Origin of the sequence: Plantactinospora sp. CA-290183 (assembly GCF_050936375.1) — a bacterium.
Classification (GTDB): Bacteria; Actinomycetota; Actinomycetes; order Mycobacteriales; family Micromonosporaceae; genus Plantactinospora.
The window spans coordinates 1-21,928 of record NZ_JBNJMX010000041.1 but is presented as its reverse complement, the minus strand read 5'-3'; the positions used below and the strand labels follow the sequence as shown (position 1 = coordinate 21,928).

Below are 21,928 nucleotides of genomic sequence, written 5' to 3'. Positions count from 1 at the left end.
AACCGGCACGTCGTTGACCGGCGCGTCGAGCAACGGGAGCCCGTCGCCCCAGCCGGAATAGAGGCAGCTGTAGAGGCCCGAGGAGTCGTCGACGCCGTTGTGCACATCGCCGGCGTCGGTCACGAAGGCGAAGTACCGCCCGTCGGCCGAGAACGCCGGGCCGCGGCCGGCCACCACCTCGTCGGCGGTGTCCCGGGAGCCGAACTCGGCGCCCAGCGGCTCGCCGTCGGCCGGATACCAGACGCCGTCCGCGTCCGGGTCGCGGTCGTAGAGCCGGACGACCGGTTCGGTTCCGCCGAGGAGCCCGCCGTCGGTGAACTCGGCGAACGCCAGGCGGCGGCCGTCGCCGGAGAGGGCGATGTCCTCCCGGTACCGGTCCGGCAGGGCGGTGCCGGTCCCGTCCACGTCCATCCGGAGGAACGTCCCGGTCGCCACGGCGTAGTCGTAGACCCGTTCCAGCTCGTCGTCGCCGTCCAGCGCCCGGTACGTCACGGTCAGGCCGAGGTGCGAGCCGTCGGCGCTCACCGCGAAGCTGCCGATCGCCGTCGGCCGGTAGCGGACCGTGCCCACCTCGGTCCACGGCGGTACGACGTCGGTGAAGTCGGTCGGCCCGGGGAAGGGGATGGCACCGGCCGGACCGCGCCCCAGGGTCACCAGGACCAGCTTCGGACCGCCCAGGGAGATCGGGATCCCGCTCCGGTAGACCAGCAGCCGGGCGTCGGCCGACATCCTCGGGTACTCCGCGGGAGGATTCTCCACGTTTCCGGTCCGGCTGACGAACGTGTAGGTGCACTCGCCGCCGAAGGTGCCGTCGCCCTCCGGATCCCGGTCGCAGACCACCACCCGGGGCCGGTCACCGGTGCCGCCGACGGGGATGTTGGTGGCCGTGGTGTGGAAGGCGATGTACCGCGGCGGAGATCGTCGGCGTTCGGCTGGGCCCGGCCCCCGGCGTACGGGCGGGCGCAGGCGACCGCGGGTGCCGCCGGTGTCCCGGAGGGCTGGCCAGCCGGGCAGGGCGTCGGCCGGGGCGCGGAGACCATGCGGTGGTGCCGGCGATTTGCGTCCCGGACGTACACGTCGGACTCGGGGGTGTCCCCGTCGTTGCTGGCCTCGAAGGCGTCGAACGGGTGCGCGGAGTCGAACGTGACGTAACGGCCGTCGGCCGAGATGGCCGGGTTGACGCTGCTCGCCCCGCCCTGCGTCCCGTTGTCGGCGACCGAGGCGCGCAGGGTGACGCCGGGGGAGACCGCGGCGGCGGCCGGGCTGTCGGTGAACGGTTCGCCGACCACGAGCGCGCTCGTCGTCAGCATGGTGACGACCAGGGCGGGGATCGACATCCGGCGGGTGGGAACGGAACGCTGCCTGGGCACGGCGACTCCAGCGGCACGACGTGGACGAGGCCTCACCGTACGGTCGCCGCCGGGCCGCTCGAGGAACCGCCGTACACCCTCCGGGTGGCTCCACGTTTCCTTCGGCAACCCGGCCGGGTCCATGCGGATACCCTTGCATGCTTCCCTACCGAGGGTACCGGCCGTACATCGCTGGTCATGGGAGTCTCTGTCAGGCTTAGCGACGCCGACCTGCGCGTCGTGTCCGGTGAGGAGACGGTGTGCACGGTGACGCTGTCCAACACCGGCACGGTCGTCGACCAGGCCACGGTGGAAGTGGTCGGGCCGTCCGCCGAGTGGTCGGTGGTCGAGCCCCCGATGTTGAACCTCTATCCGGGTGAGAGCGGCGAGGTACGGGTACGGTTCGCCCCGCCGCGCTCACCGGCTCCGCCGGCCGGTGCCGTGCCCTTCGGGATACGGGTCCGGTCCGGCGACGACCTGTCCGACTCGGTGGTGGAGGAAGGCACCCTCGACCTCGCGCCCTTCACCGACCTGCGGGCCGAGCTGCTGCCGCAGACGTCCCAGGGCGTGCGGCGGGGCCGGCACCGGCTGGACCTGGCGAACCAGGGCAATGTGCCGGTCGGCGCCGAGGTGGTGCTGGCCGACCCGGACGACCGGCTGCGGTTCGCGATCAAGCAGCCGCGGGTGCGGACCGAGCCGGGCGCGTCCAGCGAGGTGACGTTCCTGGCGATCCCGCGCCGGACGTTCCTGCGCGGGCCGCAGCAGAACCGCCCGTTCCAGGTCAGTGTGCTGCCCGACCAGGGGGAGCCCGTCTCGCTGGCGGGCACCTTCGAGCAGCGTCCACTGGTACCGAAGTGGGCCGTGACCGGCGCGGTCGCGCTGCTCGCCCTCGGCATCGTGCTGGCGACCCTGTGGTTCGGCCTCCTGCGCCCGGCGATCCGCTCGGCCGCCGAGGATGCCGCCGAGGCCCAGGTCTCGCCGGCGGTCGCGGCGGCGGCCCAGGCCAAGGAGCAGGCGGCCCGGGCGGAGCAGAAGGCGGACGAGGCCGGCGGGCCGTCGCCCGGAGCCGCCGGCCCGGACGCCACGGGCGGCGGCGACGGTCCGGGGGCGGCCGGCGCCGAACCGGTCCCGCTGACCAGGCCGTTCGACTTCCGGATCCCGGCGTCGGCCGCGCCGCGCACCAGCGGCTTCGACTTCTTCACCTCGTCGCAGCGGGGCGACCGGCCGCTCGACGTCACCGACATCCAGTTGCAGAACCCGGCCGGTGACACCGGCATCCTGCGACTGCTCCGCGACGACGCGGTGATCTTCGAGTTCGGACTCGAGAACTTCCGCGACTACGACAACCACTTCGTGGTGCCGTTGCGCTTCGGCGCGGACGAGGAGCTGCGGGTCGCGGTGCGGTGCCGCAACGCCGGCAGCAAGCGGTGCACGTCGTCGGTGACGGTCAGCGGCAAGACCACCCCGTGACCACCCGGTTCCACGAGAGCGGGGCGGGCGCACCGGCGCCCGCCCCGCCCCCGGTCAGCTCAGATCGACCCTGCCGCAGCGCGTACGCGACGGCATGCGAACGGTTGCGCAACTGCAGTCGGGTGGTGATGTCGTGCAGGACGTTCTTGATGGTGCGTTGCGAGTAGGAGAGCTCGCTGGCGATCTCGGCGGTGCTCATGCCCTCGGCGATCCGCCGCAGCACCTCGATCTCCCGCTCGGCGAGCCCGGAGAAGCGCAGCCCGCGCGGCGAGAGCACCTGCCGCTGGAGCTGTCCCACCTGGTCCAGCAACCGACCGAGCAGATCCGGCGGTACGGCCGCCTCGCCGACGGCGGCGGCCCGGATCACCCGTACCAACCGCTCGGGTGTGGCCTCGCCGCGGCGTACCAGCCCCACCACTCCGACCTCGGCCGCGGCGACCAGGTCACCGTCGTCGAGGTCGCCGACCACGAGCACCAGCCGGCCGTGCCGTTGTCGCAGCGTGCGCATGGCCTGCAGGGTGCGCCTGCACACCTGGTCCGCGGACGACTGGGCGACTTCGCCATCGACGGGGTCGCCGCCGTCGACACCAGTGACCCGGCCGGGGCCGCAACTGGCTTGCGACACCGGCCTGGGAGATCGGATCGTCCGCATGTACGTAAACCGGAACTCGTTCCACAGTCGCCCCTTCCCGCCGGCGGCCCCACGCAGCCGGGGCCACGCCGGTTCCGCGTGACCATATGCTCAGGATGTGCGGCCGGCGGGTCGCCGGCATCGGGGCTAGCCCTCAGCTACTCCGGGAGGTGTCGATGACCGTGGTCACAGCCCGTCACCAGCCGCGGGCCCGCCAGTCCGGCAGCGCGGGCCGCTCGGCGCCGAGCGTCGAGTCTCCGCCGTGGCCCGGATAGAACCAGGTCTCGTCCGGTAGGCGGTCGAAGATCTTCTGCTCCACGTCGTTGATGAGCGAGGCGAACCGCACCGGGTCCTGGTCGGTGTTGCCCACCCCGCCGGGGAACAGCGAGTCCCCGGTGAACAGGTGGGTCCCGCCGGCGTCGTCGCGGTGCACCAGGGCGATCGACCCCGGGGTGTGCCCGACGATGTGGATCACCTCCAGCTCGCAGTCGCCGACCCTGACCCGGTCGCCCTCGACCAACGACTCCGACGGGATCGGCAGGCCGTCCGCGTCGTCGGCGTGCACCAGCGACCGGGCGCCGGTGGTCGCGACGACCTCCTCCAGGGCCACCCAGTGATCCATGTGCCGGTGCGTGGTGACCACCGCGGCGAGACCGGCGTCGCCGGCCAGCTCCAACAGCCGGGGCGCCTCGTTGGCCGCGTCGATCAACACCTGCTCCCCGGTGGCGCGGCAGCGCAGCAGGTACGCGTTGTTGTCCATCGGACCCACCGAGAGCTTGCTGATGGTGAGGGTGCCCAGCTCCCGTACGTCGGCCGGGGTGCCCGGGGACACCTCTCCGGTGTAGCCGCGCGTCATTCGTACCTCCAGGGTCTACAGCCAGGCCGGCGGGGCCGGCAGCGGCCCGGACGGCGTGACGACGAGATCATCTCCGGCGGACCGGCCGGTCAACCAGCCGGCCAGCGCGTGCGCCGGGCCGGTGACGGTGGGCGCGGCGTCGGCCGGGCCGAGGGCGAGCGGCTGCTCGGTCTCGGTCGGGCGCAGCACCAGCGCGGGCGAGCCGTCCCGCCCGGCGAGGTCCTTCAGCACCTCGTGCAGCACCCGCTGGCTGAACGCGTCCGGCCAGTCGGCGGTGGAGTAGCCGGCGGCGAGGTCCACGTGGTGCACCTCCACCTCGCGCAGCCGGCCCCAGATCAGGGTGGCGGCCACCCGCGGCCCCCGGGAGGCCCGGACCTTCGCCGCCCAGGCCTGCACCGGCATCGACCGCGCCAGCTCGGCGAACTGCTCCGCGCTGGAGCGCAGGTCGGCGAGCTGGGCCGCGGCGGGGCGTCCGCCGCCGGCCGCGATGTCCGCGTCCCGGGCCTCCGGGCTGGCGTACTGCGGGATGTCCTCGCCGGTCCGCGCCGCGGTGAGCAGGTTGACATAGCCGTCGGCGTTGCGGGCCAGGTGGGTCAGCACGTGCCCGCGGGTCCAGCCGGGCAGCAGGGAGGGTCCGGTCACCGCGGCGTCGTCGAGGTCGGCGACCGTCCGGAGCAACCGGTCCGTCGCCCGGTCCAGCTCGGGCAGGAGTACGAGTGGGTCAACGGTCACGGATCAGACCATAGCGGTCTACCGGCGCTCGGAGGGCGCCGGAATTGGCTTTCGGCGCGCCCCGCCGGCGCCTACCGTCGATTCGACGCGTCACCCCGGAGCCGAGCGGAGGTGGGGATTGATGCCGGTCGCAGCGCGCGTGGCCACCGTTCCACTTCCGACCACTGGTCCTTCCGACCACTGCTCTCACGACTAAGGGTTGACATGACGTTCGATCTCGCGTCCCTGGGTTGGGACGCAACCCTGGCCGCCGCGTACCCGCCGCGCGGCGACGACCACCGGCCCGGCCGGGTGATCCGGGTGGACCGGGGGGTCTGCACGGTGCTCTGCGCCGACGGCCCGGTGCGGGCGAGTCTCGGCGGCGGGGTGCTCGCCGCGGCGGCGCGGGACGCCGCCCTGCTGCCCTGCGCGGGCGACTGGCTGGTGGTGCGGAGCTGGCCCGACCGGCGGCTCAGCGCGGAGGCCGTGCTGCCCAGGCGTACCGCGATCGTGCGCCGGACCGCCGCCAAGGACTCCAGCGGCCAGGTGCTGGCGACCAACGTCGACGCCGCGGCGGTGGTCGAGCCGATGGACCCGACCCCCGACGTGGGCCGGATCGAGCGGCTGCTCGCGCTGGCCTGGGAGTCCGGCGCGCAGCCGCTGCTGGTGCTCACCAAGTGCGACCTGGTGCCCGATCCGGTCGCGGTGGCGGAGCAGGTGGCGCAGGTGGCACCGGGGGTGGAGGTGCTGCCGGTGAGCGCCGAGCGGGGGACCGGGCTGGCCGGGCTGCGGCCATGGATCGCCCCGGGCCGGACGCTGGCCCTGCTCGGGCCCTCCGGGGCGGGCAAGTCGACGCTGGTCAACGCCCTGGCCGGGGCGACCGTGATGACCACCCAGGGGGTACGCGGTGCGGACGGGAAGGGCCGGCACACCACCACCCACCGGGAGCTGATCCTGATCCCGGGTGGCGGCGCGGTGCTGGACACCCCCGGCGTGCGGGCGGTCGGGCTGCTCGACGCGGCGGCCGGCCTCGACCACGCGTTCTCGGACGTCGCGGAGCTGGTCGCGGCGTGCCGGTTCGCGGACTGCGGCCACCGGGCCGAGCCCGGCTGCGCGGTACGGGCCGCGCTGGACTCGGGTGAGCTGCCCGCGCGGCGCTGGGCGAGCTGGCAGAAGCTGGAGCGGGAGATCGCGTTCGAGACGCGCCGCCGGGACGACCGGATGGCGGCCGAGGAGCGTCGGCGGTGGAAGCGGATCCATCAGGAGCAGCGGGCGGCCCGTACCGCCCGACCGGCGCCTCCGCCCCGCTGGTCGTGACCCCGCTGACCTGGGGGAATGCGCGGGCGCGGGAAACTGTCATACACCGGGGCTAGAGTTGCCAAGGCGCGTTTCTGCGTCGGGCACGGCGCTTTTCGGGCCGGGTCCGGCCGGTCCGCGCGCCGAGTACGGCGCCTCTCTGCGTCGATGAATCGGACAGAAGATATCTTTCTCCCCGGGAGTGCGCGGACAGTGGCCGACCGACTGATCATCCGTGGCGCGCGTGAGCACAACCTGCGCGACGTCAACCTCGACCTGCCGCGCGACGCAATGATCGTCTTCACCGGGCTCTCCGGCTCCGGCAAGTCGAGCCTGGCCTTCGACACGATCTTCGCCGAGGGCCAGCGCCGCTACGTCGAGTCGCTCTCGTCGTACGCCCGGCAGTTCCTCGGCCAGATGGACAAGCCGGACGTCGACTTCATCGAGGGACTGAGCCCGGCGGTCTCGATCGACCAGAAGTCGACCTCCCGCAACCCCCGCTCCACGGTCGGCACGATCACCGAGGTCTACGACTACCTGCGGCTGCTCTTCGCCCGGGTCGGCGAGCCGCACTGCCCGATCTGCGGCGAACGGATCTCCCGGCAGAGCCCGCAGCAGATCGTCGACCGGGTGCTGGCGATGGACGAGGGCACCCGGTTCATGGTCCTCGCCCCGGTGGTGCGCGGCCGCAAGGGGGAGTACGTCGACCTCTTCGCCGAGCTGCAGTCCAAGGGCTACGCGCGGGCCCGGGTCGACGGGGTGGTCCATCCGCTGACCGAGCCGCCCAAGCTCAAGAAGCAGGAGAAGCACACCATCGAGGTGGTGGTCGACCGGCTCACCGTGAAGGCCGGCGCCAAGCAGCGGCTCACCGACTCGGTCGAGTCCGCGCTCGGGCTCTCCGGCGGGCTGGTCCTGCTCGACTTCGTCGACCTGCCGGAGGACGACCCGCAGCGGGAGCGGCGCTACTCCGAGCACCTCGCCTGCCCCAACGACCACCCGCTGGCGATCGAGGATCTCGAACCCCGGGTCTTCTCCTTCAACGCCCCGTACGGCGCCTGCCCCGAGTGCACCGGCCTGGGCACGAAGAAGGAGGTCGACGCCGAGCTGGTCGTACCGGATCCGGAGCGCTCGCTGCGGGAGGGCGCGATCCAGCCGTGGTCCGGTGGACAGACGATGGACTACTTCCTCCGCCTGCTGGAGGCGCTGGCCGAGGCGGAGCACTTCGACCTGGACACCCCGTGGCGGGCGTTGCCCTCCCGGGCCCAGAAGACGATCCTGCACGGCTCCGGCGACCAGGTGCACGTGCGCTACCGCAACAAGTACGGCCGCGAGCGCTCCTACTACACCGGCTTCGAGGGCGTGGTGCAGTGGATCGAGCGGCGGCACAACGACACCGAGTCGGACTGGTCCCGGGACAAGTACGAGGGCTACATGCGGGACGTGCCCTGCCCGGTCTGCCGGGGCAGCCGGCTCAAGCCCGAGGTGCTGGCGGTCACCCTGGGCGGACGCAACATCGCCGAGATCTGCAACCTGTCGGTGGGGGAGTGCGCCGACCTGCTCGGCGGGCTGACCCTGACCGACCGGCAGAAGATGATCGCCGAGCGGGTGCTCAAGGAGATCAACGCCCGGCTGCGGTTCCTGGTCGACGTCGGTCTGGACTACCTCTCGCTGGACCGTCCCGCCGGCACCCTCTCCGGCGGCGAGGCGCAGCGGATCCGGCTGGCCACCCAGATCGGCTCGGGCCTGGTCGGCGTGCTCTACGTGCTGGACGAGCCCTCGATCGGCCTGCACCAGCGGGACAACCACCGGCTGATCGAGACGCTGGTCCGGCTCAAGGGGCTGGGCAACACCCTGATCGTGGTGGAGCACGACGAGGACACCATCCGCACCGCGGACTGGGTGGTCGACATCGGGCCGGGGGCCGGTGAGCACGGCGGCGCGATCGTGCACAGCGGTTCGGTGCCCGAGCTGCTGACCAACCCCGAGTCGGTGACCGGGGCGTACCTGTCGGGGCGCCGGTCGATCCCGACCCCGAAGGGGCGCCGGCCGCGGACACCGGGCCGGGAGCTGGTGGTGCAGGGCGCCCGCGAGCACAACCTGCGGAACCTGACCGTGCCGTTCCCGCTGGGCCAGTTCATCGCGGTCACCGGGGTCAGCGGATCGGGCAAGTCCACGCTGGTCAACGACATCCTCTACGCGGTGCTGGCCAACCAGATCAACGGGGCCCGGATGGTGCCCGGCCGGCACACCCGGATCAGCGGCGTCGAGCACGTCGACAAGGTGGTCGGGGTCGACCAGTCGCCGATCGGCCGTACGCCGCGCTCCAACCCGGCCACCTACACCGGGGTCTGGGACCACGTCCGGAAGCTCTTCGCCGAGACGACCGAGGCGAAGGTGCGGGGCTACGGGCCGGGCCGGTTCTCGTTCAACGTCAAGGGCGGCCGGTGCGAGGCGTGCAGCGGTGACGGCACGATCAAGATCGAGATGAACTTCCTCCCCGACGTCTACGTCCCGTGCGAGGTCTGCAAGGGCGCCCGGTACAACCGGGAGACCCTGGAGGTGCACTACAAGGGGCGGACCGTCTCCGACGTACTGGAGATGCCGATCGAGGAGGCGGCCGAGTTCTTCTCGGCGATCCCGGCCATCCACCGGCACCTGAGGACGCTGGTCGACGTCGGCCTGGGCTACGTACGCCTGGGCCAGCCGGCGCCGACGCTCTCCGGCGGGGAGGCGCAGCGGGTCAAGCTCGCCTCCGAGTTGCAGAAGCGCTCCACGGGGCGGACGGTCTACGTGCTCGACGAGCCGACCACCGGCCTGCACTTCGAGGACATCCGCAAGCTGCTCGGCGTGCTGGAGAGCCTGGTCGACAAGGGCAACACGGTGATCGTGATCGAGCACAACCTCGACGTGATCAAGACCGCCGACTGGCTGATCGACATGGGCCCGGAGGGTGGCCACCGGGGCGGCCTGGTGCTGGCCGCCGGCACCCCGGAGGAACTCGCCGAGGTGCCGGACAGCCACACCGGCCAGTTCCTCCGGCCGGTGCTCGGGCTCACCGGCGCACCGGGCGGTGCCGCCGAGGCGACGGGGCGGGCGGCGCGGGCCAACGGGACCGGTTCCGCGAAGGCCAGCGGTTCCGCGAAGGCCAACGGCGCCTCCGCGAGCCGGGCGGCCCCGGGCAGGGCGGCCCCGGGCACGTCCGTGGCCGCGGCGGCTCCGGCGGCCAAGACGGGGCGGGCGAAGGGCGCCGGTCGGCGGACGGCCACCTCCTGACCGTCGTGCGCGGTGGAACGCCGATGACCGCCGTTGAACCGGTTGCCGGATTTCTCCGTGTCTATCGACGTGGCCGCGGACGAGCAGAGGCGCGGCGTCGAGAGGAAGGCTGGGCATGAGTGACGATCAGGCCGTAACCGGGCCGGGGACGCAGAGCCGACGAGCGCTGCTGGCGGGGGCCGGTGTGGTGGGCGCGTCGGTGGTGCTGGCCGCGTGCGGCACCGGCGACGACGACGCGTACGACGAGGGCGCCGGTGACACGCCGGCGGGCGGCGCTCCGGCCACCAGTGGCGGTGCGAGCGCGCCGGCCGACGGCGGCGGCCCGGCGCTGGCCAAGACGAGCGAGATACCGGTCGGCGGCGGCAAGATCATCGCGAGTCAGCAGATCGTGGTCACCCAGCCGACGGAGGGCGAGTTCAAGGCCTTCAGTTCCGTCTGCACCCACCAGGGCTGCCCGGTGACCACCGTCGACGGCGGCACCATCAACTGCACCTGCCACGGCAGCAAGTTCGCCGTGGCGGACGGCTCGGTCAAGGCCGGGCCGGCCAAGAAACCACTGCCCGCCAAGAACGTCACGGTCGAGGGTGACAACATCATCCTGGCCTGAGTGCGGTCGCTGCCTGGCGCGGCAGGGCCGCCGCGCCAGGCGGTGACGGCCGATCTTGACAGGGGTACGGACTACGCTTGTCGGCGTGCCTGACCCCGCTACCTACCGCCCGGCGCCGGGCACGATTCCCGACGCACCCGGGGTCTACCGGTTCCGTGACCCGACCGGCCGGGTGATCTACGTAGGCAAGGCGAAGAGCCTGCGCAGTCGGCTCAACTCCTACTTCGGCGACCTGTGGAACCTGCACCAGCGCACCCAGCAGATGGTCACCACGGCGGCGGCCGTGGACTGGGTCACGGTCGCGACCGAGGTCGAGGCCCTACAGCTCGAGTACCAGTGGATCAAGCAGTACGACCCCCGCTTCAACGTGCGCTACCGCGACGACAAGTCGTACCCGTTCCTCGCGGTCACCCTGGACGAGGAGTTTCCCCGGTTGCAGGTGATGCGGGGCGTCAAGCGCAAGGGGGTGCGCTACTTCGGGCCGTACTCGCACGCCTGGGCGATCCGCGAGACGCTCGACCTGCTGCTCCGGGTCTTCCCCGCGCGGACCTGCTCGGCCGGCGTCTTCAAGCGGGCCGGCCAGGTCGGCCGCCCGTGCCTGCTCGGCGACATCGGCAAGTGCTCGGCGCCCTGCGTCGGCCGGGTCTCCGCCGACGAGCACCGGGGGATCGTCGACGAGTTCTGTGACTTCATGGCCGGTCGCACCGACACGATGGTCCGGCGGTTGGAACGGGAGATGGGCGAGGCCAGCCAGCAGCTCGAGTTCGAGCGGGCCGCCCGGCTGCGGGACGACATCGTGGCGTTGCGCCGGGCGATGGAGAAGCAGACCGTCGTCTTCGGCGACGGGACCGACGCCGACGTGGTCGCGTTCGCCGAGGATCCGCTGGAGGCGGCGGTCCAGGTCTTCCACGTCCGCGACGGGCGGGTGCGCGGCCAGCGCGGCTGGGTGGTGGAGAAGGTCGAGGACCTGACCACCGGCGACCTCGTGCACCACTTCTGCACCCAGGTCTACGGCGGCGAGGAGGGCGAGGGGGACGTCCCGCGCGAGCTGCTGGTGCCGGCCCTGCCGCCAGACGCCGACGCCCTGGCGGAGTGGCTGACCGCGCGCCGGGGCAGCCGGGTCAGCCTGCGGGTGCCGCAGCGCGGCGACAAGAGGGGGTTGCTGGAGACGGTGGCGCGCAACGCCGCCGAGGCGCTGACCCGACACAAGCTGCGGCGCTCCGGCGACCTGACCACCCGGAGCAAGGCACTCGACGAGATCACCGAGGCGCTGGGGCTGCGGACGGCCCCGCTGCGCATCGAGTGTTACGACGTCTCCCAGATCCAGGGCACCGACGTGGTGGCCAGCATGGTGGTCTTCGAGGACGGCCTGCCCCGCAAGAGCGAATACCGCCGCTTCGCGGTCCGGGGCGCCACCGACGACCTCTCCGCGATGTCCGAGGTGCTGCGCCGCCGCTTCGCCCGCTACCTCGACACCCGGGCGCAGACCGGTGAGATCGGCGACGACATGGCGAGCGACCCGGACCGGCCCGGGATCGATCCCACCACCGGTCGGCCCCGCCGGTTCGCGTACCCGCCGCAGCTGGTGGTGGTCGACGGTGGACAGCCGCAGGTCGCCGCCGTGGCGGCGGTGCTGGCCGAGCTGGGCATCGACGACATCGCGCTCTGCGGCCTGGCCAAGCGCCTGGAGGAGGTGTGGCTGCCCGGCGACGAGTTCCCGGTGATCCTGCCGCGCGCCTCCGAGGGGCTCTACCTGCTGCAACGGATCCGGGACGAGGCGCACCGGTTCGCCATCACGTTCCACCGGCAGCGCCGGTCCAAGCGGATGATCTCCTCCGGCCTGGACCAGGTCCCCGGTCTCGGCGAGGTACGCCGCAAGGCGCTGCTGCGGCACTTCGGTTCGGTCAAGCGGCTTTCGGCGGCCACCGTGGAGGAGATCTCCGAGGTGCCGGGCGTCGGCCGGCGTACCGCCGAGGCGATCGTCGCCGCCCTGCGCCCGGCGGAGACGCCGGAGGAGCGGTGAGGCAGACGGCATGGCCAGGGGGGTGGGAGATCGGGCGTCCCGGCACCGCGAGGCGTGGCTGAGGAGTCGGGGTGCGTGAGCCGCTCCGCGTCGCGGTGGCCCAGCCGCCGACGGTCGCCTACGACGTCGTGGCGAACGTGGCGACGCATGCCGAGACCGTGCGGCGGGCCGCTGCCCGGCTGGTCGTCTTCCCCGAGCTTTCGGTGACCGGCTACGAGCTGGACGCCCCGACGATCGGCGCCGACGACCCGCGCCTGGCCCCGATCGTCGACGCCTGTGCCGAGACCGGGGCGTTGGCCCTGGTCGGGGCGCCGCTGCGCGGTGCGGACGGCCGTGCGCACATCGGGCTGGTGGCCGTCACCGGCACCGGGGCCCGGGTCGCCTACCACAAGATGTGGCTGGGCGGCGAGGAGTCCGGGCGGTTCGCCCCGGGCGACCGACCGGGCGTGCTGGAGGTCGGCGGTTGGCGGCTGGGCCTGGCCGTCTGCAAGGACACGGGCGTCGCGCGGCACGCCGCCGACACCGCCGCGCGCGGCATCGACGTCTACGTCGCCGCCACGCTCGAACACGCGGAGGAGGCGACGGTGCAGGACGAGCGTTCTCGCCGGATCGCCAGCGAGCACCGGGTCTGGGTGGCGGTGGCGAGCTTCGCCGGCTCGACCGGGGGTGGCTTCGACCGGGCCGCCGGCCGGTCCGCCATCTGGCGACCCGATGGCACAGCCGTTGCCCGGGCCGGGCCGGAGGTCGGTGCCATCGTGCGCGGCACCCTCCGCTGACCGTCCCGCCCGGCGCGGCCATGCTCCCCGCCCGGCCGTGCGGGGTCCATCCGCCCCCGTCCGGACCGAACGTTCCGGTTGTCCGATTCCGAATCATGATCGAGTGTGCCCGGTGGAATGCGGGGGGCCTGGCGGTCGTTACATATCGCGTACGGCTGAGTAGCACGGCCTGTGAGCTGGGCTGTTGCCTGGCCCGCCGGGAATGATGGCGGCGGGCCGGTCGTTACATGTTGTGTTCGCCCGAGCACCCCCGTGCTTGGGCGTCCTTGGTCCCCGGGATGTTTTCTCTCCCGGTGTGGGCTCCATGTTTTTCCTTTGCCGCTGCGCGCGCCCCCGCGTGTGTGGTGGTTTTCCCCCGATTGGAAGGAATCACCATGAACAGCATGTTCTCGCGGTGGCTTCCGGCCATCGAGCAGACGTCGTTGGTTCGTAAGGGTGTTCTGGGTGTGGCTGGTCTGGCGTTCGTCGGTGGTGCGGTTGCCGGTCCGGCGGTGGCGGCGCAGGCCGCGCCCGAGCACGTTGCCTCTCCGGTGGCGGCGGCTGTGCAGGCCGACAAGCCGGACCACGGCAAGAAGGACGACAGCAGGAAGCACGACGATCGTAAGGACAACGACCGCAAGGGCGACAAGGGTCGTGACGCCGACCACGGCAAGGACCGTAAGGACGCCAAGCCGGGTCGGGACAGGTTGGTGCCGCGTGGTGTGCAGGGTGAGCAGCAGTCGATCCCTGTGGCCGGTGAGCGGGCCGAGAACGTGAAGGCGATCGTGAAGGCGACGAAGAAGGCTGGTCTGGATGAGCGTGCCGCGGTGATCGCGGTGGGCACCTCGTTGCAGGAGTCGAAGTTGGAGAACCTGGGTCACCTGGGGGATGCCAACGATCATGACTCGCTGGGTTTGTTCCAGCAGCGGCCGTCGTCGGGTTGGGGTTCGCCGGAGCAGATTACTGATCCGGAGTACTCGACGATCGCGTTCCTGAAGGGTTTGAAGCAGGTTGATGGTTGGCACGACCTGCCGCTGACCGTGGCCGCGCAGAAGGTTCAGGTCTCGGCGTACCCGGATGCGTACGCCAAGTGGGAGAACCAGGCCGCTGACCTGGTCGCCGACCACTGGAACAACAGCTGATCCACCGAGCAACAACGAACGGCGCTGGCCGGGTCCCACCACGGACCCGGCCAGCGCCGTTTTCGCGTGCCTGGACGGCGGCCGTGGCGCAGCCGTGGCGTCAGGGCCGATGCTCGGGGGGTTCCCCCTGCTCCGGCAGTTCGCGTAGGGCGGGCACCGACGAGGGCAGCAGCCACAGCGCGCCGAGCAGCGCCCCCGCGGCGGCGATCCAGAGCGTGGGCCGTACCCCGAGAGTGGCACCCAGCGTCCCGCCGAGCAGGGCACCGATCGGCCGGATGCCGTAGTTGACCGTGCGCTTGGCGCCGGTCACCCGGGCCAGCAGCGCCTCCGGGGTGGCCGCGGTCTGCACCGAGCCCACGGTGATGTCCATCATCATGACGCCGAGGCCGGAGACGAACTCGGAGGCGACGAGCAGCCCGAGCAGCACCGGTGTCGGCCCGCTGGCGAGCGGCACCAGCAGCAGGGGAGCGGGGAAGAGCACGAAGCTGATCAGCACGGCCCGGCCGATGCCGAACCGGCGCACGAGCCGGCCGGTGAGCACCGCGCCGAGCAGCGCGCCCAGCGAGCCGACCCCGATGACCGCGCCGAGGAGCCCGGGCGAGAGGTCCAGTTCGGTGCTGACGTAGAGCACGAAGAGGGCGGAGAACATGAAGTTGAACAGGTTCATCGTGGTGGTGGCCAGCAGCACCGGGCGCAGGATCGGCGACCGGCCGATGAACCGCAACCCCTCGCCCAGGCCGAGACCCCGCCCGGTGGCCGGCGCCGGTTCCACCGGTCGGATCCGGGCCAGGAACAGGGCGGAGACCAGGTACGACAGCGCGTCGGCGAGCAGCGCGACGGGGGCGGTGAGCACCTGCACCAGCCCGCCGCCCGCGCTCGGCCCGGCCACGTACGACATCGCCCGGCTGCCGTTGAGCAGCGAGTTCGCCTCGACGTAGTCCGCGCGGGGGACCACCGAGACGAAGAGGGTGCTGTGCGCGACCTCGAAGACCACCGCCAGGGTGCCGGTCAGGAACGCCACCAGGTAGAGCTGTTCGAGGGTGAGGACGTCGAGCAGGTACGCCACCGGGATCGCGGCCAGCAGCAGCGCCCGCCCGAGGTCGGCGAGGATCATCAGCCGCCGCTTGTGCGGGTACCGGTCGACCCAGGCGCCCGCGAGCAGCGAGAAGAGGAGGTTGGGCGCCAGCGCGGCGGCGGTCAGGTAGCCCATCTCGGCGGGCCCGGCGCCGGTGCCGAGCACCGCGAGCAGCGGCAGCGCGAGCATGGAGATCTGGTCGCCGAAGAGCGAGACGGTCTGCGCCGACCAGTACCGCCGGAAAACTCTGCGGCGCAGGAGCGCGGGCAGCCAACGCCGGCCGGACGCGGTCGGGTCGGGGGAGTCGGAGGGCTCCGGGTCGGCGACCGTCGGACCGGCCGTCGTCGGACCGGCCGGGCCGGTCACCGCGCTGCTCCGTCCGGCTGGTCGGCGCTATCCGGGGCGCCGCCGGAGCCGTCGGTCGGCCGGGGTGGCTCGGCGGGAACAATCAGCTGGATGATCCCGATGCCGCGCGCCCCCGCCGGCCGGGTCGAGGGGTCGGTGTTCCGCCCGTCGTACGCGGCGAGCAGCGCCTCGAAGCCGCGGTTGAGTTCGGCCAGCTCGTCCGCGGTGACGTAGACCATGGAGTCGCCGAAGCCGGTCACCGCGCGCCATCGGGCCGGCTCGGTGGCGCGTTGATCGAGGTGCCTGCGGGCCCGGGCCAGGTAGTGGTCGAGGAGCACCGCGTGCAGTTCGGTGGCCGCGACCCGCATGGCGGGGTCGTCCGAGGTGTCGTCCCAGGAGGTCACCTTCGCCGTCGCCCGCCAGGGGCGTTCCCGGGCGTCGGCGCCCTCGGCGCGCTCGGCGAGGCCGTAACGGGCGAGCTGGCGCAGGTGGTACGAGCAGCCGGGCACGCTCTCGCCGAGACGCTCCGCCGCCGTGGTCGCGGTCATCGGCCCCTCCCGGCGGAGCAGCCCGAGCAGGGCCAGCCGGAGTGGGTGGGCGAAACCGCGGAGCGCCTGTGGATTGGTCAGGCGGATCTCGGGGAGTGTCATATCCTAAAGATAACTCTAGAAAGATGTCTTTAGGAAATGGGTGGTCCGGTGCCCGGCCGCGGTGCCGGGTAGATTACGTCTCCAGCCTTGTCGGGCGGTTCGACCGCTCGGAAGCGATGCCGGTGGGGCGTACCGTCGACGGGCGGCGACGGTCGGCGGCGTACCTATGGGGGGTAGCAAGGTGAGTGAGGCGCGGGTGGCGACCGACGGGACACCGACCGGCGACCGGGTGGACGATGAGCTGACACCGGTGCGGTCCGAGGTGGCCGCGGTGCCGGTCCCGGACGAGCCGGTGGCACCCCGGTCGGACACCACGCTGGTGGTGGTCACCGGCGTCTCCGGCGGCGGGCGCAGCACCGTGGCCCGGGCCCTGGAGAACGTCGGCTTCTACGTGGTGGACAACCTGCCCCAGGCGCTCATGCTCGACATGGCCGAGCTGGCCTTCCAGGCCGGCGGCGCGGCCCGTCAGACGGCGATGGTCCTCGACGTACGCAGCCGCGCCTTCTCCACCGACCTGGCCGGGGCGATCCGGGCGCTCAAGGAGCGTGGCTTCCAGCCCCGGGTGGTCTTCGTGGACGCCGACGACGAGGTGCTGATCCGGCGCTTCGAGAGCGTCCGCCGTTCGCACCCGCTCCAGGGCGACGGCCGGCTCGCCGACGGCATCACGATCGAGCGCGGGCTGCTCGAGGAGGCCCGCGACCTGGCCGACGTGATCATCGACACCAGCCACCTCAACGTCAACCAGCTCCGCAGCCGGGTGGAGGAGCTCTTCGGCGGCGAGGACGCCCGGCGGCTGCGGGTCACCGTGCTCTCCTTCGGCTTCAAGTACGGCCTGCCGCCGGACGCCGACTTCGTGCTCGACGCCCGCTTCCTGCCGAACCCTTACTGGGTCCCCGAACTGCGCGAGCACAACGGACGCGAGGAGGACGTCAGCCGGTACGTGCTCGGCCAGCACGGCGCGGTGACGTTCGTCGAGACGTACTCCCGGTTGATCAACGCGACCGCCCCCGGCTTCGAGCGGGAGGGCAAGCGCTACCTGACCGTGGCGGTCGGCTGCACCGGTGGCAAGCACCGCAGCGTGGCCATCGCCGAGGAGCTGGCCAGCCGGCTGCGGCAGGCGCGGCTGGCCGCGAACGCCCAGCACCGGGACCTGGGGCGGGAGTGAGCGTGCGGGTGGTCGCCTTCGGCGGCGGGCACGGCCTGGCCGCCTCGCTGCGGGCGCTGCGCCGCTGCACCCCGGAGCTGGACCTCGACATCACCGCGGTGGTCACGGTCGGCGACGACGGCGGCTCCAGCGGGCGGCTGCGCGCCGAACGCAACGCGCTGCCCCCGGGCGACCTGCGGCAGGCGCTGGCCGCGCTCGCGGCGGACCGGCCGCAGCCCCGGCGCACCGCCGAGCTGTTCCAGCACCGGTTCGCCACCGGCGGCCCGAACCTGGACCCGCTGGCCGGACACGCCGTCGGCAACCTGGTGCTCTGCGGGCTGATGGAACTGCTGGGCGACCCGGTGGCCGCGCTCGACCATGCCGCCGGGATGCTCGGCGCGGTCGGCCGGGTGCTTCCGATGTCCTGCCACCCGGTCGGCATCGAGGCCCGGATCCGGGGCGCCGACCGGCGCCGCCCGCACACCGTGCTGACCGTACGCGGACAGCACGAGGTGGCGATCGCCGACGGCCGGGTGGAGTCGGTGCGGCTCACCCCGGAGGCGCCGGCGGCCTGCCCCGAGGCGGTGACGGCGGTACGCGAGGCCGACTGGCTGATCTTCGGTCCGGGTAGCTGGTACACCAGCGTCATCCCGCACCTGCTGGTGCCGGAACTGGCCGCCGCGATCGTCGCCAGCCCGGCCCGCCGGCTGGTCACGCTCAACCTGGCCAACGAGGCGGAGACCCTGGGGCTGTCGCTGGCGGACCACCTGGCCGCGCTCGGCTGGTACCTGCCGGAACTGACCGTCGACGTGGTCGTGGCCGACGGAAAGGCGGTGGGAGACCCCGAACCGGTCCATCGTGCGGCAGAATCGCTGGGTGCGCGGCTCGTCCTCGCCCCGGTGGCCGTACCGGACGGTGGCCCCCAACATGATCCGGCGGCGCTGGGCGCCGCACTGGTGCCTCTCCTGGGCGCCGATCGTTAAGCACGTACGAATCACCGGCACCCGCCGGAACCGGCCCACGAGGTGACGACAAGATGGCGATGACGGCTGCGGTCAAGGACGAGCTGAGCCGGGTCGACGTGCCCAAGCCCTGCTGCCGGCGGGCCGAGATGGCGGCCCTGCTGCGGTTCGCGGGCGGACTGCACATCGTGTCCGGCCGGGTGGTGGTCGAGGCCGAACTCGACACCGGGGCGGTGGCCCGCCGGCTGCGCAGGGAGGTCGCCGAGGTCTACGGATACTCGAGCGAGATCCATGTGCTCGCCTCCGGCGGCCTGCGCAAGGGCAGCCACTACATCGTCCGGGTGGTCAAGGACGGCGAGGCCCTGGCCCGGCAGACCGGGCTGCTCGACGTACGCGGCCGGCCGGTGCGCGGACTGCCGCCGCACGTGGTCGCGGCGAACGTCTGCTGCGCCGTGTCGGCCTGGCGGGGGGCGTTCATGGCGCACGGCTCGCTGACCGAACCCGGCCGCTCCTGCGCGCTGGAGATCACCTGCCCCGGGCCGGAGTCCGCGCTCGCCCTGGTCGGCGCGGCCCGCCGGATCGGCATCACCGCCAAGGCCCGCGAGGTGCGCGGCGTCGACCGGGTGGTGGTCAAGGACGGCGACGCGATCGCCGCGCTGCTGACCCGGGTCGGCGCGCACTCCAGCGTGCTGGCCTGGGAGGAGCGCCGGGTCCGCCGGGAGGTGCGGGCCACCGCCAACCGGCTGGCGAACTTCGACGACGCCAACCTGCGCCGCTCGGCGCGGGCCGCCGTGGCCGCCGCCGCCCGGGTCACCCGGGCGCTGGAGATCCTCGCCGAGGACGCGCCGAACCATCTCACCTCGGCCGGCCGGCTGCGGCTGGAGCACCGCCAGGCGTCCCTGGAGGAACTGGGCGCCCTGGCCGAGCCGCCGCTGACCAAGGACGCCATCGCCGGGCGGATCCGACGGCTGCTGGCGCTGGCCGACAAGCGGGCCCGGGACCTGGGCATCCCGGACACCGAGGCGGCGGTCACCCCGGACATGCTCGCGGTCTGACCGCACCCCCGAACCGCTTCCGGCCCTGGCCGGCGGTGCACCCCGATCGGGCGGATTACGCCCCGACGCAACGCGGCGGCACGGGCTCGGATAGGGTCGCACCGTACGGCGACGGGGCCGGAACCGGCTCTCTGCGCCGTACTCACCGCCTCGGGCGGTCGGTCTCCGGGCCGCGGCGGGGTGGCCGGAATGACCTATCAGCGGCCGGCTCTCGCGTCGGCGCACCCACTTCCGCCACCGCAGGGGCTGACGGCGGCGGACCGAAACACGAGGAGATGGACCCAGTGACCATCCGGGTTGGCATCAACGGCTTCGGCCGGATCGGCCGAAACTTCTTCCGGGCGGTGCTCGCCTCGGGCGCCGACATCCAGCTGGTCGGCGCGAACGACCTCACCGACAACGCCACGCTGGCGCACCTGCTCAAGTACGACAGCATCCTCGGCCGCCTGCCGCACGAGGCCAAGGCCACCGCCGACGAGATCACCGTGGGCGGGCAGACCTTCAAGGCGTTCGCCGAGAAGGACCCGAGCAAGCTGCCGTGGGGCGACCTGGGTGCCGACGTGGTGATCGAGTCGACCGGCTTCTTCACCGACGCGACCAAGGCCAAGGCGCACATCGACGGTGGGGCCAAGAAGGTCATCATCTCCGCGCCGGCCAAGAACGAGGACGTCACGGTCGTGATGGGCGTCAACCACGACCGGTACGACCCGGCGAAGCACAACATCATCTCGAACGCCTCGTGCACCACCAACTGCCTCGCCCCGATGGCGAAGGTGCTGCAGGACACGGTGGGCATCGAGAAGGGTCTGATGACCACGATCCACGCGTACACCCAGGACCAGAACCTCCAGGACGGCCCGCACAAGGACCTGCGCCGGGCCCGCGCGGCCGCGCTGAACATCGTCCCCACCTCGACCGGTGCGGCGATCGGCCTGGTGCTGCCGGAGCTGAAGGGCAAGCTGGACGGCTTCGCGCTGCGGGTGCCGATCCCGACCGGTTCCGCGACCGACCTGACCATCGACGCCGGCCGGGACACCTCGGTCGAAGAGGTCAACGCCGCGATGAAGGCCGCCGCCGACGGCCCGCTCAAGGGCATCCTGGTCTACACCGAGGACGAGATCGTCTCCTCCGACATCGTCACCGACCCGGCCTCCTGCATCTTCGACGCGCCGTCTGACCGCAGCCGATCGGCAACCAGGTCAAGGTCGTCGGCTGGTACGACAACGAGTGGGGATTACTCCAACCGCCTCGTCGACCTGGTCAAGCTGGTGGGCTCCTCCCTGTGAGCGCGAGGAGTGAGCTTGCGAGCCCCGCAGTCGTGAACGGAGGGCGGGCCCTGTGAGCGCGAGGAGTGAGCTTGCGAGCCCCGCAGTCGTGAACGGAGGGCGGGCCCTGTGAGCGCCGCAGCCGTGGACGGAGGACGAGCTCGGTGAGCATCCGGACCCTCGACGACCTGCTGGCCGAGGGGGTGTCAGGTCGGCGTGTGCTGGTGCGCGCCGACCTGAACGTGCCCCTCGACTCCGAATCCGGCGCCATCACCGATGACGGCCGGATCCGGGCGGTGCTGATCGACCGCGCTGCGGGACGCCGGTGCCGCGCTCGTCGTCTGCTCCCACCTCGGGCGGCCGAAGGGTGCGCCCGACCCGAAATACAGCCTCGCCCCGGTCGCGGCCCGCCTCGGCGAGCTGCTCGAGGCGCCGGTCGCGTTCGCCACCGACACGGTCGGGGACTCCGCCCGGTCGGCGGTGGACGGCCTCACCTCCGGCCAGGTCGCGCTGCTGGAGAACCTGCGGTTCAACCCGGGGGAGACCAGCAAGGACTCCGCCGAGCGGGAGGCCTTCGCCGCCCAGCTCGCGGCCCTCGCCGAGGCGTACGTCGACGACGCGTTCGGCGCCGTGCACCGCAAGCACGCCAGCGTCTACGACGTACCGGCCCGGCTGCCGCACTTCGCCGGCCGGCTGGTGCTGCGCGAGGTCGAGGTGCTGGCCCGGCTGCGGCAGGAGCCGGACCGCCCGTACGTGGTGGTGCTCGGCGGCTCCAAGGTCTCCGACAAGCTCGCGGTGATCGAGGCGCTGCTGCCCACCGTCGACAGGCTGCTGATCGGTGGCGGCATGTGCTTCACCTTCCTGCGTGCCCAGGGGCACGAGGTGGGGAAGTCGCTGCTGGAGGCGGAGATGGTCGACACCTGCCGGGAGCTGCTGGAGCGGGGCGCCGGCAAGATCCTGCTGCCGGTCGACGTGGTGGCGGCGACCGCGTTCAGCGCGGATGCCGAGCACGACGCGGTGCCGGTCGACCAGATCCCGGCCGACCGGCTCGGCCTGGACACGGGGCTGGCACGGTCGCGGAGTTCGCCGACGCGGTCAGCACGGCCCGGACGGTCTTCTGGAACGGCCTGCGTGTTCGAGCTGGCGCCGTTCGCCGCCGGCACCCGGGGCGTGGCCGAGGCGATCACCTCGGTCAAGGGCTTCACCGTGGTCGGCGGGGTGGACTCCGCGGCGGCGGTACGGGCGCTCGGCCTGGACGAGTCGTCAGTACATCTCCACCGGCGGGGAGCCTGCTGGAGTACCTGGAGGGCAAGGCCCCC

The 21,928-nt window shown here is 72.6% G+C and carries 16 protein-coding genes and 3 pseudogenes; 13 read left to right on the top strand and 6 right to left on the bottom strand.

Features of this window, described 5'->3' with window-relative positions; all coding sequences use genetic code 11:
• Positions 1–843 (bottom strand): hypothetical protein (locus ACQEUR_RS24895; protein ID WP_433035706.1); only part of this gene is annotated, 843 nt, incomplete at its 3' end.
• A gap of 704 nt (positions 844–1,547) precedes the next feature.
• Between ACQEUR_RS24895 and ACQEUR_RS24890 the strand changes: the two genes are divergently transcribed.
• Complete coding sequence (locus ACQEUR_RS24890) at positions 1,548–2,819, top strand: COG1470 family protein (protein ID WP_433035703.1); 1,272 nt, start codon at positions 1,548–1,550, stop codon at positions 2,817–2,819.
• Here the strand turns inward: ACQEUR_RS24890 and ACQEUR_RS24885 are convergent.
• From ACQEUR_RS24885 to ACQEUR_RS24875, 3 genes are all read right to left on the bottom strand, one after another.
• On the bottom strand, positions 2,797–3,327 hold the full coding sequence (locus tag ACQEUR_RS24885; protein WP_433035700.1) for a LuxR C-terminal-related transcriptional regulator: 531 nt from the start codon (positions 3,325–3,327) through the stop codon (positions 2,797–2,799). The genes ACQEUR_RS24890 and ACQEUR_RS24885 overlap by 23 nt on opposite strands.
• A gap of 319 nt (positions 3,328–3,646) precedes the next feature.
• The gene (locus ACQEUR_RS24880; RefSeq protein ID WP_433035697.1) at positions 3,647–4,306 is read right to left on the bottom strand and encodes an MBL fold metallo-hydrolase; all 660 of its coding nucleotides are present in this window, start codon (positions 4,304–4,306) and stop codon (positions 3,647–3,649) included.
• Positions 4,307–4,321: 15 nt separating this feature from the next.
• A complete protein-coding gene (locus tag ACQEUR_RS24875; protein WP_433035694.1) occupies positions 4,322–5,038 on the bottom strand; it encodes a maleylpyruvate isomerase family mycothiol-dependent enzyme in 717 nt (238 codons plus the stop codon).
• A 204-nt stretch (positions 5,039–5,242) separates the two neighbouring features.
• On the opposite strand from ACQEUR_RS24875, the gene rsgA reads away from it, so the two are divergent.
• From rsgA to ACQEUR_RS24845, 6 genes and pseudogenes are all read left to right on the top strand, one after another.
• Entirely contained in the window at positions 5,243–6,334 is a 1,092-nt protein-coding gene (rsgA, locus tag ACQEUR_RS24870) for a ribosome small subunit-dependent GTPase A (protein WP_433035691.1), read from the top strand.
• Between the two features lie 192 nt (positions 6,335–6,526).
• A pseudogene (gene uvrA / locus ACQEUR_RS24865) lies at positions 6,527–9,499 on the top strand (excinuclease ABC subunit UvrA); the annotation flags it as partial.
• A gap of 202 nt (positions 9,500–9,701) precedes the next feature.
• Entirely contained in the window at positions 9,702–10,193 is a 492-nt protein-coding gene (locus tag ACQEUR_RS24860) for a Rieske (2Fe-2S) protein (protein WP_433035688.1), read from the top strand.
• A gap of 85 nt (positions 10,194–10,278) precedes the next feature.
• Positions 10,279–12,216: an excinuclease ABC subunit UvrC gene (gene uvrC, locus ACQEUR_RS24855; RefSeq protein WP_433035685.1), complete on the top strand. Its 1,938-nt coding sequence runs from the start codon at positions 10,279–10,281 to the stop codon at positions 12,214–12,216.
• A 71-nt stretch (positions 12,217–12,287) separates the two neighbouring features.
• Entirely contained in the window at positions 12,288–12,992 is a 705-nt protein-coding gene (locus tag ACQEUR_RS24850; protein ID WP_433035682.1) for a carbon-nitrogen hydrolase family protein, read from the top strand.
• A 383-nt stretch (positions 12,993–13,375) separates the two neighbouring features.
• A complete protein-coding gene (locus tag ACQEUR_RS24845) occupies positions 13,376–14,113 on the top strand; it encodes a hypothetical protein (protein ID WP_433035718.1) in 738 nt (245 codons plus the stop codon).
• 100 nt (positions 14,114–14,213) lie between these two features.
• Here ACQEUR_RS24845 and ACQEUR_RS24840 read toward each other — a convergent pair whose 3' ends face one another.
• Positions 14,214–15,458, bottom strand: a complete 1,245-nt coding sequence (locus tag ACQEUR_RS24840) for an MFS transporter (protein ID WP_433035715.1) — start codon at positions 15,456–15,458, stop codon at positions 14,214–14,216.
• Positions 15,459–15,550: 92 nt separating this feature from the next.
• Positions 15,551–16,183, bottom strand: a complete 633-nt coding sequence (locus ACQEUR_RS24835) for a winged helix-turn-helix domain-containing protein (RefSeq protein ID WP_433035679.1) — start codon at positions 16,181–16,183, stop codon at positions 15,551–15,553.
• Positions 16,184–16,445: 262 nt separating this feature from the next.
• Here ACQEUR_RS24835 and rapZ point away from each other — a divergent pair, with 262 nt between their 5' ends.
• The 6 genes and pseudogenes from rapZ to ACQEUR_RS24805 form a co-directional block, all read left to right on the top strand.
• A complete protein-coding gene (gene rapZ, locus ACQEUR_RS24830) occupies positions 16,446–17,348 on the top strand; it encodes an RNase adapter RapZ (RefSeq protein WP_433035712.1) in 903 nt (300 codons plus the stop codon).
• Positions 17,345–18,310, top strand: a complete 966-nt coding sequence (locus ACQEUR_RS24825; protein ID WP_433035676.1) for a gluconeogenesis factor YvcK family protein — start codon at positions 17,345–17,347, stop codon at positions 18,308–18,310. The genes rapZ and ACQEUR_RS24825 overlap by 4 nt, the downstream gene beginning before the upstream one ends.
• Before the next feature lie 53 nt (positions 18,311–18,363).
• Positions 18,364–19,344: a DNA-binding protein WhiA gene (gene whiA, locus ACQEUR_RS24820; protein ID WP_433035673.1), complete on the top strand. Its 981-nt coding sequence runs from the start codon at positions 18,364–18,366 to the stop codon at positions 19,342–19,344.
• Positions 19,345–19,628: 284 nt separating this feature from the next.
• Positions 19,629–20,630, top strand: a pseudogene (gap, locus tag ACQEUR_RS24815) (type I glyceraldehyde-3-phosphate dehydrogenase).
• Positions 20,631–20,773: 143 nt separating this feature from the next.
• Positions 20,774–20,899 (top strand): annotated as a pseudogene (gene pgk / locus ACQEUR_RS24810) (phosphoglycerate kinase); the annotation flags it as partial.
• A 22-nt stretch (positions 20,900–20,921) separates the two neighbouring features.
• A partial coding sequence (locus ACQEUR_RS24805) for a phosphoglycerate kinase (RefSeq protein WP_433035709.1) occupies positions 20,922–21,928 on the top strand: 1,007 nt, incomplete at its 3' end.